The sequence below is a fragment of the Bacillus massiliglaciei genome (genome assembly GCF_900098925.1).
GTDB classification, from domain to species: Bacteria; Bacillota; Bacilli; order Bacillales; family DSM-1321; genus Peribacillus; species Peribacillus massiliglaciei.
The window spans coordinates 676136-690560 of the sequence record NZ_LT622360.1 but is presented as its reverse complement, the minus strand read 5'-3'; the positions used below and the strand labels follow the sequence as shown (position 1 = coordinate 690560).

At 42.2% G+C, this 14425-nt stretch carries 15 protein-coding genes; all 15 read right to left on the bottom strand.

The features are described from left to right. Window positions 1-88 precede the first annotated feature (88 nt). The 15 genes from BQ4305_RS19900 to rimP all read right to left on the bottom strand — a co-directional run bounded on the left by BQ4305_RS19900 (window position 89) and on the right by rimP (window position 14405). Window positions 89-349: a YlmC/YmxH family sporulation protein gene (locus BQ4305_RS19900; protein WP_110929462.1), complete on the bottom strand. Its 261-nt coding sequence runs from the start codon at window positions 347-349 to the stop codon at window positions 89-91. A gap of 270 nt (window positions 350-619) precedes the next feature. Further along, window positions 620-1840, bottom strand: a complete 1221-nt coding sequence (locus BQ4305_RS19895) for an ISL3 family transposase (protein ID WP_199880690.1) — start codon at window positions 1838-1840, stop codon at window positions 620-622. Between the two features lie 161 nt (window positions 1841-2001). Then, window positions 2002-3228: a M16 family metallopeptidase gene (locus BQ4305_RS19890; RefSeq protein WP_110929461.1), complete on the bottom strand. Its 1227-nt coding sequence runs from the start codon at window positions 3226-3228 to the stop codon at window positions 2002-2004. Window positions 3229-3273: 45 nt separating this feature from the next. Then, a complete protein-coding gene (locus BQ4305_RS19885) occupies window positions 3274-4233 on the bottom strand; it encodes a polysaccharide deacetylase family protein (protein WP_110929460.1) in 960 nt (319 codons plus the stop codon). A 217-nt stretch (window positions 4234-4450) separates the two neighbouring features. Then, window positions 4451-6571: a polyribonucleotide nucleotidyltransferase gene (pnp, locus tag BQ4305_RS19880; RefSeq protein WP_110929459.1), complete on the bottom strand. Its 2121-nt coding sequence runs from the start codon at window positions 6569-6571 to the stop codon at window positions 4451-4453. 369 nt (window positions 6572-6940) lie between these two features. Then, the gene (gene rpsO, locus BQ4305_RS19875; RefSeq protein WP_110929458.1) at window positions 6941-7210 is read right to left on the bottom strand and encodes a 30S ribosomal protein S15; all 270 of its coding nucleotides are present in this window, start codon (window positions 7208-7210) and stop codon (window positions 6941-6943) included. A gap of 126 nt (window positions 7211-7336) precedes the next feature. Then, entirely contained in the window at window positions 7337-8296 is a 960-nt protein-coding gene (gene ribF, locus BQ4305_RS19870) for a bifunctional riboflavin kinase/FAD synthetase (protein ID WP_110929457.1), read from the bottom strand. 31 nt (window positions 8297-8327) lie between these two features. Then, on the bottom strand, window positions 8328-9245 hold the full coding sequence (gene truB / locus BQ4305_RS19865; protein ID WP_110929456.1) for a tRNA pseudouridine(55) synthase TruB: 918 nt from the start codon (window positions 9243-9245) through the stop codon (window positions 8328-8330). A gap of 79 nt (window positions 9246-9324) precedes the next feature. After that, window positions 9325-9690 (bottom strand): 30S ribosome-binding factor RbfA, encoded by a 366-nt coding sequence (gene rbfA, locus BQ4305_RS19860; protein ID WP_110929455.1) that lies wholly within the window; start codon window positions 9688-9690, stop codon window positions 9325-9327. Between the two features lie 18 nt (window positions 9691-9708). Continuing rightward, on the bottom strand, window positions 9709-9990 hold the full coding sequence (locus BQ4305_RS19855) for a DUF503 domain-containing protein (protein WP_110929454.1): 282 nt from the start codon (window positions 9988-9990) through the stop codon (window positions 9709-9711). Then, on the bottom strand, window positions 9987-12146 hold the full coding sequence (gene infB, locus BQ4305_RS19850; protein WP_110929453.1) for a translation initiation factor IF-2: 2160 nt from the start codon (window positions 12144-12146) through the stop codon (window positions 9987-9989). Before infB ends, BQ4305_RS19855 begins: the two co-directional genes overlap by 4 nt. 19 nt (window positions 12147-12165) lie before the next feature. Beyond that, entirely contained in the window at window positions 12166-12468 is a 303-nt protein-coding gene (locus BQ4305_RS19845) for a YlxQ family RNA-binding protein (protein ID WP_110929452.1), read from the bottom strand. A gap of 6 nt (window positions 12469-12474) precedes the next feature. Beyond that, window positions 12475-12750 (bottom strand): RNase P modulator RnpM, encoded by a 276-nt coding sequence (gene rnpM, locus BQ4305_RS19840; protein WP_110929451.1) that lies wholly within the window; start codon window positions 12748-12750, stop codon window positions 12475-12477. A gap of 17 nt (window positions 12751-12767) precedes the next feature. Next, a complete protein-coding gene (gene nusA / locus BQ4305_RS19835; protein ID WP_110929450.1) occupies window positions 12768-13895 on the bottom strand; it encodes a transcription termination factor NusA in 1128 nt (375 codons plus the stop codon). Between the two features lie 36 nt (window positions 13896-13931). Beyond that, window positions 13932-14405 carry a ribosome maturation factor RimP gene (rimP, locus tag BQ4305_RS19830; protein WP_110929449.1) on the bottom strand — a complete coding sequence of 158 codons (474 nt, stop codon included), beginning with the start codon at window positions 14403-14405 and terminating at the stop codon, window positions 13932-13934. Window positions 14406-14425: the final 20 nt, after the last annotated feature.

Genomic DNA, 14425 nt, shown 5'->3' with positions numbered 1-14425 from the left:
TCAAGTACCCTCACATCTTATGTATCCGGCATGCAATCGGTGAAGAATAAAGACATCAAAAAAAGCCGCTGTAAACGGCTATTAACATTTAGTCTGAATCTTTATAAGGGCTTTTTTCAAGAGAAAAATCGATAATCATCATATCTGCCCCAATTTTCTTAATCCGTTCCCAGGGCACTCTTATTTCATTGCCGCCGCGAATGATACCAAACCATTTTACGGAAGGAATTATTAATGCTTTAATCTGTCCTGTATGGTCGATTTCTAGATCCGTTTGGCCAAGAACTCCCAACCTTTCTGCCCTGTTTACATCTACAATTTCTTTGCCGCTCAACTTGCTCAGCCTCATATAAGCTTCCCCCTGTCTTCATCTGTCCTCTCTTCTTTACTATATGATGTTCCTCACTCTTAAAATGCATGAGCTGTCCAATAAACTTAAGATACCCATGGTCACGGGTGTTCAGATAGACTATCCCTAATTGCATTTGCATACGGAAACGAGGATTATGTGATGGAGTTTCGGTTCTTGGCTTTTTTATACAAAAGTGCTTCTAGCTCCGTCCTAAGCTGCAAAAAAAGGTTCTCCGTCAAATGTTGGGGTGGCGACTGATCGCCATCCCTAACCAATATGTATCCCAATTCCTTTAAACTGATGGGTTAATAATATTTTTGCCCGAAAACGGCTGAAATTCCTGAATCCATACGCATTTCGCTTAAGAACCTTCGTTGAATTGTTGATCCCTTCTAAAAAACCATTCGAATACCCATAAACAAAGCTGTTTAAGATTTCTGTCTGCCAATTTTGGAGCGTGGTAATGGCTTTCTCCATTTCAGGAATGCCAGAGTCCTGGACCCGTCGATAAAAGTCTCTCAGGCCCTGTTTGACCTTCCCTATATCTTCCGATCCAGATTCCTTCGCCTGAACAAACCAGCCACGATAGGTTTCCTTTAATTCGTACGCTTTTTTAAGCTCTTCCGACATATCCAAATAACGATGCAGATGCCATCTGTCTTCTTCTGTCAGGCGGTCGGAGGCCTTGTGAAAGACATGCTTCATACGTTTGCACTTCTTGCGGTCATACGGGTGAAACTCTTTCTGTACCCTTCTCCGGACACCGTCCAGCGCCCAATAGACATACCGGCAGAAATGAAAGCGATCGGCCACAATCACAGGGCGGCCTAAGGCACTTTGAACCGCCGATTTAAAAGAATGGCTCATGTCCATGATCACCACCTGAACCTGGTCCCCATACTTTTGAAGATAGTGTTTAATCGTATTCTTATAGCGATTAGGCAGGATATCTAAGGGCTTTTTGGTGATTCCATCGGCAATGATGAGCTGGTATTTTCCTTCTCGTGTATCTCCTTTATACTCATCAATGGCAATCACAGAAGGCAGCTTTTCCACAGAACGTATTTCACTCCGAGCCAAACGGTCAAACCGGCGGACAATAGTAGAAGACGAAGAACCGTAGGTTTCCCCCGTTTCTTTAAAGGTCTTTCCTTTAATCGCCCGTATGCCCACGGCCTGATTCCATTCAATAGATGTACGCTGGTAACGCTGTACGAACGGGTTTTGTTCCGAAAAACGCTTCCCGCATGCACAGACATACCGTCTGCGTTTGTAGAATAAATCCGTCTTCCTCTCAAACCACTTTAAGTGCTTAACCTTTTGGATCCGGTAGTCGTGAACACGAGAGGTGGGAGCTCCGCAGTCAGGGCACTGCTGGAGGCTGCGTTCCATTTCCACATATACCCTCATCGTTTCCTCCACCTGCTCTACTTTTAAAATGGTAACCCCTTTTAAACCGGGGATATTCATGGTAAAATTCATGTGCACGCAACTCCATTCTCTACTTGTTTCTAGTCAACTCAAGTATAAAAGAATTGGATGTTTGCGTGCATTTTTTATGCAAACAATTGTATGGATACCCCAACAAATAGTATAGAGCCCAAAAAAAGCCTGCTTCCGCCCCAACAGGGCAAAAGCAGACCAGTACCTTATCTTTTCCAATTTTCAAGCGGACTTACTAATGAAGATGAATGTTCAGTAAATATCTTGTTTGCCAGCTGATGAACACCTTCCGCCGTCACTTGGTCAATTTTTTCAATCATATCATCCAATGAACGATGTTTTCTTAATAACAATTCATTTTTTCCGTTTCTGCTCATTCTGCTGTTTGTACTTTCAAGGCTGAGCATCAAGCTTCCTTTTAGCTGTTCTTTACTGTTTCTCAGTTCTTTTTCTGTGATTCCATCCCGTTTGAATACATCCAGAGTTTCCTTAACAGTATTATAAAGGCTGTCCAGCTGATTCGCCCCTGTCCCGCCATATATCGTGACCATACCGCTGTCCAGATAGCTTGAATGATAGGAATAGACAGAATAGGCCAGCCCTCTTTCTTCCCTGACTTCCTGGAAAAGACGGCTGCTCATGCTGCCTCCAAGTACATTATTAAGTACAATCAGGCTGTAGCTGTCTTCATGTCCGATTTCAAGCCCCTCATATCCAATGCATAAATGAGCTTGTTCTGTTTCTTTCGTTCTTGTGAAATGATTTTGATGAAAAACAGGCTTAATCAATTCTTGCTTAGTTTGACCACCCTCATAAGAGCCAAAATATTTTTCGACTTCCTTAATCATTTCCTCATTCACATTCCCCGCAACAGATATAACGACTTTATCGGGTGTATACATATCATAAACATACTTCTTTAAAGTATCACTTGTAAAGGTCGATAACGTCTCCTCTGTACCCAGAATTGGATAACCAAGCGGATGATTCTGATAAACAGCCTGGCTTAACAGATCATGAACGATATCATCCGGTGTATCTTCATACATTTTAATTTCTTCACAGACGACGCCTTTTTCTTTTTCTAATTCCTCTTTATCAAAAGTGGAATTGAAAAACATATCTGCCAGAACCTCAAGCGCATAGCTGGCATGATTATCTAGAACCTTTGCATAGTAACAAGTATATTCCTTTGAAGTGAAAGCATTTACCTGCCCGCCTATGCTGTCAAATGACTCAGCAATTTCACGGGCGTTCCTTGTCTTGGTTCCTTTAAAAAACATATGTTCGAGAAAATGAGAAATCCCATTCAGCTCTGGGCTTTCATTCCGGGAGCCTGTCTTGATCCAGACACCGATCGCGGCAGAGCGTACTGTTGGGATATTTTCAAGTACGATTCGAACTCCATTTTGACAAGTATAATTTTTAATCAACGAACATCATTCCTCCATTCTTTGCTGCTGCAGACCATATTCATTTCAATGAATGATTCGTTTTTCTTCCACTGCTTCTGAGACGGTAACAATATCCAGATTTTTCTTTTTAATGTTGATAATCAAGCTTTCAAGAGATGATGAAGAGGATTCGGTAGGATGCATGAGAACAAATGCACCGGGATGGACCTTTGAAAGAACTCTTTGTTTAAGCACTTCTGGACTTGGCTTCTGCCAATCAATCGTATCCACGCTCCACATGACCGTTCTCATTCCAAATGAGTCCGCAATCTTGACCGTTTCATCCCTGAAGCTTCCGCTTGGAGGAGCAAACCAAACACTTTTCTTTCCTGTAACTGCTTCAATTACTTCATTCGTTTTACTGATTTCTTTCTGTGTTGCCTCTGCAGAAAGATTTTTCATATCAGGATGTGAATATGAATGATTGCCGACTTCATGGCCTCCATCCGCTATCATCTTGGCAAGTTCAGGATTTTTTTTTGTCCAGTTTCCTTCCAGAAAAAAGGTGGCCTTTACATTATGTCTTTTTAAAACAGCAAGCATCTCCGTTAAGTATTCATTACCCCAAGCCACATTAATAAGAAACGAAACGGTTGGCTTTTCTGGATGAGCTCTGTAAATTGGGGCCGGTTCGAGATCATTCAGATGGATCTTTGGCTTTACCTGATCGTAGACCAGTTTCTTCTCATCAAAATGATTTTCTTTTCTCATCGCCTCATAGGATTTTTCAATATTAACCTTCAATCCATTCATTCCGGGAACAGCCTTCCAAACACGATCAATTCTTGCATCTTGGTAAGCAATTTCATGTTTCTTTGCTGCTTCCTGTATTGAACCGTAAAGCGAATCTTCCTGCTTCATGACTGTTTCAGCATTATCCGCCAGATGAGCCAAATAAAAATGAGTATATGGATTTTGCACTAATAACCATGATATACCTGCAATGGCACTTATCGCAACTATATGACTCCATTTATTATTCATTTTTTCTGCCTCCTTCATACAATAGATATGAAAAAAAAGGACAAGGCAGAACAGTGCCATGCGAATCCTATTATTTTTTTAATGTTATCATACCTAAACAGAGGCTCGGATAGACAAAAAACATCCAATTCTCACAGAGAATTGGATGTTCGGGTCATGTTGCATGGGTTCCCGTTTCCAAGCTCGCTTTCTAGGGAAAAGCTTAAGCCGGATCCCATTAAGATTTTGAAGGGTTTGCCGCTTCTTTCTCTTCCTTTAAAATCGCTTTACGAGAAAGATTTACTCTTCCCTGCTTATCAATTTCAGTAACCTTCACTAAAATTTCATCGCCGATTGAGACAACATCTTCCACTTTGCCTACCCTCTCTTCAGCGAGTTCAGAGATATGAACCAGGCCGTCTTTACCATTAAAGATTTCTACAAAGGCTCCAAATTTCTCGATACGTTTAACTTTACCAAGATATTTTTCACCTACGACAACTTCACGTACAATATCTTCAATGATTTTCTTAGCCTTTTCATTCATTTCCTGATCAATGGATGAAATAAAGACTGTTCCATCCTGTTCAATATCAATCTTAACACCAGTTTCTTCGATGATTTTATTAATTTGCTTTCCGCTTGGCCCAATAACATCTCGGATTTTATCTGGATTAATCGTCAGCGTCAAAATTTTCGGCGCATATTTAGACAATCTTTCCCGCGGTCCGTTCATTGTTTCCATCATAGAAGCTAGAATATGCATACGGCCTTTTTTAGCCTGTTGCAGGGCTTCTTCCAAAATCGTGCGGGACAGCCCTTCAATTTTAATATCCATTTGCAGAGCGGTAACTCCTTTAGAAGTTCCGGCAACTTTAAAGTCCATGTCTCCCAAATGATCTTCCATGCCTTGAATATCAGTCAGGATCGTATAATATTCGCCTGATTTAATCAAGCCCATGGCAATACCGGCAACAGGCGCCTTAATCGGCACACCTGCATCCATCATAGCCAGTGTCCCTGCACAGATACTTGCCTGCGAAGTAGAACCGTTGGATTCCAATACCTCTGAAACAACCCTGATTGTATAAGGGAAGTCTTTCTCATCTGGGATAATTGGATACAAAGCTCTTTCACCAAGAGCACCATGGCCAATTTCACGGCGGCCCGGCCCGCGAAGCGGCCCAGTTTCACCCACACTGAAATGAGGGAAGTTATAATGGTGCATAAATCTCTTGGATTCTTCTGTTCCTAGTCCGTCCAAAATTTGGACATCGCCAAGAGCTCCCAATGTACAAATAGACAGAGCCTGAGTTTGTCCTCTTGTAAACAGACCGGATCCATGCGTACGTGCTAACAGGCCGACTTCTGAAGAAAGCGGGCGGATTTCTTCAGGATGACGTCCGTCTGGACGAACCTTTTCTTCCGTAATTAAACGGCGCACTTCAGCTTTCACCAATTTCCCAAGTATTTCTTTTACTTGCTTAAGCGTTTCTTCATCTGCTTCCCGCTCTTCAAATTGAGCAACAACCTGCTCTTTAACAGCGGTGATAGCATCTTCACGGGCATGTTTTTCTTTGACTTGAACAGCCTTGTTCATATCATCAAGACACAGATTCTTAATCTCAGCTTCAAGCTCTGCATCTACCTGGTATAGCTTTACTTCCATTTTTTCTTTGCCGATCTCGGCTGCAATCTGCTCTTGGAAAGCAATTAACTTTTTAATTTCTTCATGACCGAACATGATGGCTTCAAGCATAATTTCTTCAGGCACTTCTTTAGCTCCTGCTTCAACCATGTTGATGGCATCTTTTGTTCCGGCTACTGTAAGGTCGATATCGCTTTGTTCCATTTGCTCTACATTTGGATTAATCACGAATTCCCCGTTAATGCGGCCCACTACAACACCAGCAATAGGGCCTTCAAAAGGAATATCAGACACAGACAGTGCAAGGGAAGAACCGAACATCGCAGCCATTTCGGAAGAACAGTCTTGGTCGACACTCATTACCATGCTGATTACCTGTACATCATTTCTGAATCCATCGGCAAACAGCGGGCGGATCGGCCTGTCAATTAAACGGCTGGCAAGGATTGCCCGTTCACTTGGACGGCCTTCCCTTTTGATAAAGCCGCCAGGGATTTTTCCTACAGCATATAATTTTTCTTCATAATTCACAGTTAACGGGAAAAAATCCACGTTTTTTGGCTCTTTGGAAGCTGTAGCTGTACTTAACACAGCCGTATCTCCATAACGGACTAAAACGGCTCCGTTTGCCTGTTTCGCTAATTGGCCAATTTCAACCGTCAGATTTCGGCCGGCCCATTCAAATGAATACGTATGTTTTTCTTGTGTCATCTTTCATTAAAACCCCTCTCTGAATCTTCGCTTTGGAGCTGTTAACATAAACCAGTATGAATCAACCCAATATATATGAAAGTTCATTTTTAAAATAAAAACCAAACTATTCCTATTATGCACGAAAAAACCCGGCATTAACAGCAAAATGAATGAAATATCCAAAACATTTCAATAAATATGTAAAACCAAGTCTAGTAATGATGCTGATCTATATGTAAATCTTCAGGCAGTCTTTCTCAGAATAGAAAAAGCCCGGCTGCCGCCGAGCCATCTGATGCGGGCCTGGCTGAGATCTTCAAAACTAACATCTTTCTCCAAGCTTTATACATCAAAAAAGCGGGAAATTTCCCGCTTTCAAGCAACCAATTATCGACGTAGACCCAATCTGTTGATTAGTTCACGATAGCGTGTTACATCTTTGTTACGAAGGTAAGTCAAAAGGTTACGGCGCTTACCAACCATTTTCAAAAGACCGCGACGTGAATGGTGGTCTTTCTTATGAGTGCGTAAGTGTTCGTTCAATTTGTTGATTTCTTCTGTTAATACAGCAATTTGAACTTCTGGAGAACCAGTGTCAGTATCGTGAGTTCTGAACTCAGCAATGATTTCGTTCTTGCGTTCTTGAGTGATAGCCATAAAATATTTCCTCCTAAATTTTCATAAATCCCCAATTACCTAGCCAGCGTCGGAGTCTCGACTAGCCAAGCAATGGTTATTTTAGTACATATAATAGAATACATCTTTTCCTCAAAAAATGCAAGCCTACTGTAAATTTTGGCCGGTTTCTTTAAAATAACGGAGCGCATTCTGTTTATCGTGCTCAATCTGCTCAATCAATTCAGCGACTCCATTGAATTTCTTTTCGCTTCTAAGCCTGCAATGCCATTCAACGGCCGCTTCTTCTCCGTAAACATCCTGGTTGAAATCAAAAATATGAACTTCAATAGATGGAAACTCCGGCTTTTCTTTATGAAAGGTCGGTTTATATCCAACATTGCACACTGCTTCATGCCAGCGGTCATCAAATTTGATTCTGACTGCATAGACGCCCGGCGCAGGAAAAATATATGTATCCAGCAATTCGATATTAGCTGTGGGAAACCCTAATTTTCTGCCGCGCTTTTCTCCGTGAATGACCCTGCCCCGTGTGGAATAATATCTGCCTACAAGATGGTGATAATCCTTAAAATCACCGCGGGAGAGTGTCTTCCTGATCCGGGTGGAGCTTACTTTTTCCTCCTCGAGACTCTGTTTGGCAACAACAGTCTGAGTGAAACGGCCCTTTGCAAACTCGGGAAGGTTTTCCATTGTCCCTTTTCCGAATCGCCCATATGAATAATCGAATCCGCCGACAGCATGGCGGACATTTAAGGCCGCAATATATTGATCAACGAATTGCTGAGGCTCAAGCTGAGCAAACTCCTGGCTGAAATGGATAATAAATAAGAAGTCAATCCCCAGCTCTTCGATCATCTTGATTTTATCTTCGAGCGGCGTGATATAACGGACACCTTCTGCATTCTTCCCCAATACAACGGAAGGATGAGGGTCAAAAGTCATAACCGCCGATTTCATTTGTCTTTGCTCGGCAATCTCCTTTGCAGTCATGATGACCTTCTGATGACCTTTATGAACACCATCAAAAAAGCCCATCGCCAGCACAAGTTCAGGAAAATCCTCAGGATTAAACGTTTGCGGATGCTCTATCTTGATCACTTTCACCTAAATCTCCTCTTTCCGACAACAAGACATTCTATATTTGCTGTGCCAAAACTTTAACAGGTTTAATCAGGCCCTCTTTTGTTGGGTGCAATTGATAAATAGCGAGTGCCTTTCCTGCTGAGTCCATTATAACAAAAGGCTCCTCACCAAAAGCCATTTTGTCCGTCTGCTCTAATACTGCTCCGTTCAGCACTTTCTTTGCTAATGTATCATTAATATAAATTTTCGGCAAATGAATGAGCCCTCTTTCCAAAGGCAGAAGAAGTTCATCGATTTTCCCTATTTCCGCCATACTCGCAGCTTCTTCAATGGTCCAGCAGTCTTCAAGAGAAAAACCGGCTGATTCCACACGAATCAAATCCGACATATGTGCCGGTACGCCTAACATCTCACCCATCATAACGGCAAGGGTTCGAATGTATGTCCCTTTGCTGCACTTGACTCTAAAACGGAACGAAATCGATTCACCAGTAAACCTTTCTCTGTCATCCATGAGAGTCAATTCATGAATCGTAACCTGCCTTGAGGGGCGCTCCACTTCTATTCCAGCACGGGCATATTCATACAGTTTCTTGCCATTTACCTTCACAGCAGAATACATTGGAGGGGTTTGTGTAATAACTCCTGTTAATGATTCAAAGACTTGAAGGATTTGACTGCGGTAAACTGGCTCAGAAAGTGTCACTTGATCTATGATTTCGCCGCTGCTATCTTCGGTTGAGGTGGAATAGCCAAGGGTCACTTCTCCTTCGTAAGTCTTGCCGGCATCAGTAATATATTCGGCAATCTTAGTTGCCCTGCCCACACAAATAGGGAGTACTCCTGTCACATCAGGATCAAGAGTTCCTGTATGCCCCACTTTTTTTGTTTTTAAGATTTTCCGCAGCTTGAAAACACAATCATGGGAAGTCATCCCTTTTGGCTTAAAAAGCGGCAATATTCCTTCCATTTCATCACCTTCAAAAAAAGGAGACCAACTCTGCCTGTAGTGCCATGCACTGCGTATGAGTCGGCCTCCTTTTCAGTTTTTATTCATTGTCGTCAGTCGGTTTATCATCTTTATGGATTTGCGAAATTAAAGTCTCAATTCGGTTTCCATAATCAATGGATTCGTCAAATTCAAAGAATAATTCCGGTGTTTTCCGCAAACGGATTCTCTGGCCAAGCTCACTTCTCATAAATCCTTTTGCTTTGGCAAGCCCCTTCAGGGAATTTTCTCTTTGCTCCTGATCTCCAAGAACTGAGATATAGACCGTAGCCTGCTGAAGATCACCCGTTACTTCCACATCAGTAACCGTCACGAAACCGACCCGGGGGTCTTTTATTTTTCTGCCGATAATTTCACTCAGCTCTTTTTTCATTTGTTCGCCAACTCGATTAGACCGAAGGCTCATACATATCACCTCACTCGCTTATAACCATTCCATATCTGTTATTGTTCGCTCAATCTCCGGAAAAGAATCTAGGAATTGCAGGGCATTCTGCAATTCCCTCTCAGTTGCTTTCCGTGAAGATGAAACCGTGACAATGGCAATTTTTGTGCGCTGCCATAAATCCTGGAAATCTGTTTCGGCGACTGAAATATTATATTTCTGTTTAAGTCTAGTTATAATGCGCTGCAATACCGCACGCTTTTCTTTAAGGGAGTGGGCGTTGTGGATCATCATTTCACATTGGATAGATCCAATGATCATGTACGCTCAATCTCTTCCATTACATAGGCTTCGATAATGTCGCCTTCTTTAACGTCATTATAATTCTTGATTGTAATCCCGCACTCATAGTTTGTGGCAACTTCTTTTACATCATCTTTAAAACGTTTAAGGGCGTCAATTTCACCTTCGAAAATTACTACGCCTTCACGGATTAGACGAACATTGCTGTTCCTTGTGATCTTGCCTTCTGTTACATATGAACCGGCAATTGTACCAATTTTTGAAACTTTGAAAGTTGTACGGACTTCAGCCTGACCAATAATTTTCTCTTCAAATTCTGGATCAAGCATCCCTTTCATTGCTGATTCAATTTCTTCAATCGCTTTATAGATAATGCGGTGTAGGCGGATATCGACATTTTCAGATTCAGCAGCCCGTTTTGCATTCACATCAGGACGGACATTAAATCCAATAACAATGGCGTTAGAAGCAGTTGCTAAAATAATATCGGATTCAGTAATAGCGCCTACTCCGGTATGGATGATTTTAACTTTCGCACCTTCCACTTCAATCTTTTGAAGGGAAGCCGCCAATGCCTCAGCAGAACCTTGAACATCAGCTTTCAGGATAATATTCAGCTCTTTAATATCCCCTTGTTTCATTTGTTCAAACAATGTATCCAATGTTACACGGGAGCCTTCATTGCGCTGAGAAAGGACTTGACGCTGTGCCCGTGTTTCACCAACCTGACGGGCTGTCTTTTCATCTTCAAATACGATAAAACGATCTCCAGCCTGCGGCACTTCATTTAAACCAGTGATTTCTACAGGCGTTGACGGACCAGCTTCTTTTACACGGCGTCCAAGGTCATTAACCATTGCCCGTACACGTCCATAAGTATTGCCGACAACGATTGGATCGCCAATTTTTAATGTTCCGTTCTGTACAAGCAGTGTTGCAACAGAACCGCGGCCTTTATCCAAGCGCGCTTCTATAACTGTTCCATTAGCATTACGGTCTGGATTTGCCTTGTACTCTTCAACTTCGCTGACCAGAATGATCATTTCAAGCAAGCTCTCAATACCGTCGCCATTCTTCGCAGAAATCGGAACAAATATTGTGTCGCCGCCCCACTCTTCAGATACAAGACCGTATTCAGTCAGTTCCTGCATGACTCTGTCCGGATTAGCTGCTTCTTTATCCATTTTATTGACTGCAACAATGATTGGAACTTCTGCCGCTTTCGCATGGTTAATCGCCTCAACTGTCTGCGGCATTACACCGTCATCAGCTGCAACTACAATAATTGTGATATCTGTAACCTGAGCACCTCTGGCACGCATTGTCGTAAAGGCAGCATGTCCGGGAGTGTCAAGGAAAGTGATCTTCTTATTATTCACTTCAACCTGATAAGCACCGATATGCTGGGTAATCCCGCCTGCTTCACCTTCTGTTACTTTTGTTTTACGGATGGAATCAAGCAATGTTGTTTTACCATGGTCAACATGGCCCATGATCGTAACAACAGCCGGACGCTCTGTTTGATCTTCAGGAGCATCATCAGTAAAGAGAGATTCAAGGTCGGTTAAATCCACACGCACTTCCTCTTCTGCTTCTACCCCATATTCAGCTGCAATAAGCTCAATTGCATCTTTGTCCAGTGTTTGGTTAATCGTAGCCATCACACCGAGCATGAATAATTTTTTGATGATTTCAGATGGTTCGCGGTGCAGCTTTTTAGCTAGTTCTTGAACCGTTAAGGACTCATAGAAAGTGATTTTTTCAGGCAGTTCGCGTTCTTTCCTTTTTACAGGTACATGCTGCTGCGGCTGCTGCCTTTGTTTATTGTTTTTATTTCGATTATTGCGGTTTTTATTAAATGACTGGTTTTGACCTGGTTTTTTTGCGCCGCCAGCTTGTTTGGCAGCAGGCTTTTTCTTGAGCTTTTCTTTATTTACTGTGCTTTTCTCATCAGCTTCCGCTTCGTATTTTGCAACAGTCGGATTCGTTTTAGGCGCAGATTGCTGCCCGTCGTTTTTAGGCTTTATTGAATTGTTTAATTTTTGAACAGTTGAATCATCTAATGCTGTCATATGGTTTGTTACCTCTATATTCATTTCTTTAAGTTTTGTTATTACTTCTTTGCTTGAAACATTTTTTTGCTTTGCATATTCATAAACACGCAATTTTGACATACGTTCACCCCCGTTAAAATTAATCGAGCAGCGTCCGGAGTTTCTTCGCAAAGCCCTCATCAAGAACAGCTGCAACAACCCTGGCTTCCTTGCCAATTGCTTGGCCCAGGATGTAGCGATTTTCAACTCTTCGAATGGGGACCTGATAATAGGTGCATTTATCTATTATTTTTTTTTCTGTATTTTGCGAGGCGTCCAATGCTAAAAGAACGACTTTTGCTTTTTTGCTCCTAATCTCTTTTACCACCAATTCCTCTCCAGAAATCAGCTTACGCGCTCGATTTGCCAAACCTAATAGAGACATCCATTGGTGCTGAGACATGATGTTTTAGAATTTCTCCTTTTCCACTAATTCAAGCAATTCTTCATATAGGGAGGAATCGATATGGGCATTAAGGTGATTGGATAATGTATTCTTTTTCTTGGCCATTTGAATGATTTCCCGGTCAAGCGTCAAATAAGCACCCCGTCCCGATTTTTTTCCGGTAGGATCGATACTGACCTCTCCGTCCTTTGATCGGACGATCCGGATCATTTCTTTTTTCGGTTTCATCTCACCAGTGGCGACACATTTCCTCAATGGAACTTTTTTACGATTATTCATGTCCGCTCACCTCTAACTTAATCAATATCCTCGGAATAATCATCTTCTTGATCTGTATAGCTTTCTTTATTCAAAAGGAAGTCTTGGTCGTCTACAGGATAGATCCCTGCATCACGGGCTTCAGTTTCACTTTTAATATCGATTTTCCATCCTGTCAGCTTCGCTGCAAGGCGGGCGTTTTGCCCTCTTTTGCCGATAGCAAGGGACAGCTGGTAATCCGGAACGATGACAGTTGTAGCCTTTTCCTCTTCGTTAACCAGTACTTCAAGCACTTTGGACGGACTGAGGGCGTTTGCTACAAAAACGACTGGATCTTCGGACCATTTTACGATGTCAATTTTTTCACCCTTCAGTTCATTGACAATGGCCTGAACACGCTGCCCTTTTTGGCCGACACATGATCCGACTGGATCCACTTCTTCATTAGCCGAATAAACGGATATCTTAGAGCGGTCTCCAGCTTCCCTTGCAACTGATTTAATTTCAACCGTTCCGTCAAAAATTTCCGGTACTTCAATCTCAAAAAGACGTTTCAACAAGCCGGGATGTGAGCGGGAAACGAAAATCTGCGGTCCTTTCGAAGTCTTCTCAACCTTTGTCAGGAATACCTTGATACGGTCATGCGGCTTATATTGTTCGTTCGGCATTTGTTCATTTTGAGGCAGCAGGGCTTCAATCTTTCCTAAGCTGACATAAATGAAACGGGAATCTTGGCGCTGAACGATACCAGTCATGATATCCTCTTCCCGATCGATAAATTCAGAATAGATAATGCCGCGCTCAGCTTCGCGAACACGCTGAGTTACAACCTGCTTGGCTGTCTGAGCAGCAATCCGGCCGAAGTCTTTAGGAGTGACTTCCATTTCCACTACATCATCTACTGAATAATTAGGGTTAATCTGACGCGCTTCAGCCAAAGAAATTTCCAATCTGGAATCGAAAACTTCGTCAACGACATCTTTTCTGGCAAATACTTTCATCGAACCTTTCTCAAGATTCAAATCAATCCGTACGTTCTGTGCCTGATTGAAATTCCGTCGGTAAGCCGATATTAATGCTGCTTCAATCGCCTCAATTAGGACCTCTTTTGAAATCCCTTTTTCTTTTTCTAAAATGTGCAGAGCATCCAACAGCTCACTGCTCATGGGTTGATCCCCCTTATTAATGTAATGTACTGGTTTTTAAGAGAAGGTGATGGCGAGTCTCGCTTTAGCAATTTTCGCATAAGGGATAATCACTGTTTTCTTACGAGTCTTGATTTTGACTTCCAGGGTTACCTGTTCACCGTCGAATTCGGTTAAAACGCCTTCGAACTCCTTCTCATCCAAAATTGGTTCATATGTTTTGATGTAAACGTTTTTGCCAATCGCCTTTAAAAAGTCTTTATCTTTCTTTAAAGGTCTTTCAGCGCCCGGAGATGACACTTCCAGGAAATAATTTTGAGATATCGGGTCAGCTTCATCAAGCTTTTCGCTCAGCTTTTCACTGACGTTGCTACAGTCTTCGATATCAACTCCTGTTTCCTTATCGATGTATACACGAAGGAACCAGCTTTTCCCTTCTTTGACATACTCTACTTCAACGAGTTCCAGCTGAAGCTCCTCAAGAATCGGGGCTGCCAATTCTTCTACGATTTCCGTTACCTTTTTACTCATGTGTTTCCTCCAAACCTGTT

Excerpts from the sequence above, each read along its gene's own strand:
- BQ4305_RS19900 (WP_110929462.1), bottom strand. The coding sequence starts at position 349 with ATGAGGCTGAGCAAGTTGAGCGGCAAAGAAATTGTAGATGTAAACAGG.
- BQ4305_RS19885 (WP_110929460.1), bottom strand. The coding sequence starts at position 4,233 with ATGAATAATAAATGGAGTCATATAGTTGCGATAAGTGCCATTGCAGGT.
- pnp (WP_110929459.1), bottom strand. The coding sequence starts at position 6,571 with ATGACACAAGAAAAACATACGTATTCATTTGAATGGGCCGGCCGAAAT.
- rpsO (WP_110929458.1), bottom strand. The coding sequence starts at position 7,210 with ATGGCTATCACTCAAGAACGCAAGAACGAAATCATTGCTGAGTTCAGA.
- truB (WP_110929456.1), bottom strand. The coding sequence starts at position 9,245 with ATGGAAGGAATATTGCCGCTTTTTAAGCCAAAAGGGATGACTTCCCAT.
- rbfA (WP_110929455.1), bottom strand. The coding sequence starts at position 9,690 with ATGAGCCTTCGGTCTAATCGAGTTGGCGAACAAATGAAAAAAGAGCTG.
- BQ4305_RS19855 (WP_110929454.1), bottom strand. The coding sequence starts at position 9,990 with ATGATCATTGGATCTATCCAATGTGAAATGATGATCCACAACGCCCAC.
- infB (WP_110929453.1), bottom strand. The coding sequence starts at position 12,146 with ATGTCAAAATTGCGTGTTTATGAATATGCAAAGCAAAAAAATGTTTCA.
- BQ4305_RS19845 (WP_110929452.1), bottom strand. The coding sequence starts at position 12,468 with ATGTCTCAGCACCAATGGATGTCTCTATTAGGTTTGGCAAATCGAGCG.
- rnpM (WP_110929451.1), bottom strand. The coding sequence starts at position 12,750 with ATGAATAATCGTAAAAAAGTTCCATTGAGGAAATGTGTCGCCACTGGT.
- nusA (WP_110929450.1), bottom strand. The coding sequence starts at position 13,895 with ATGAGCAGTGAGCTGTTGGATGCTCTGCACATTTTAGAAAAAGAAAAA.
- rimP (WP_110929449.1), bottom strand. The coding sequence starts at position 14,405 with ATGAGTAAAAAGGTAACGGAAATCGTAGAAGAATTGGCAGCCCCGATT.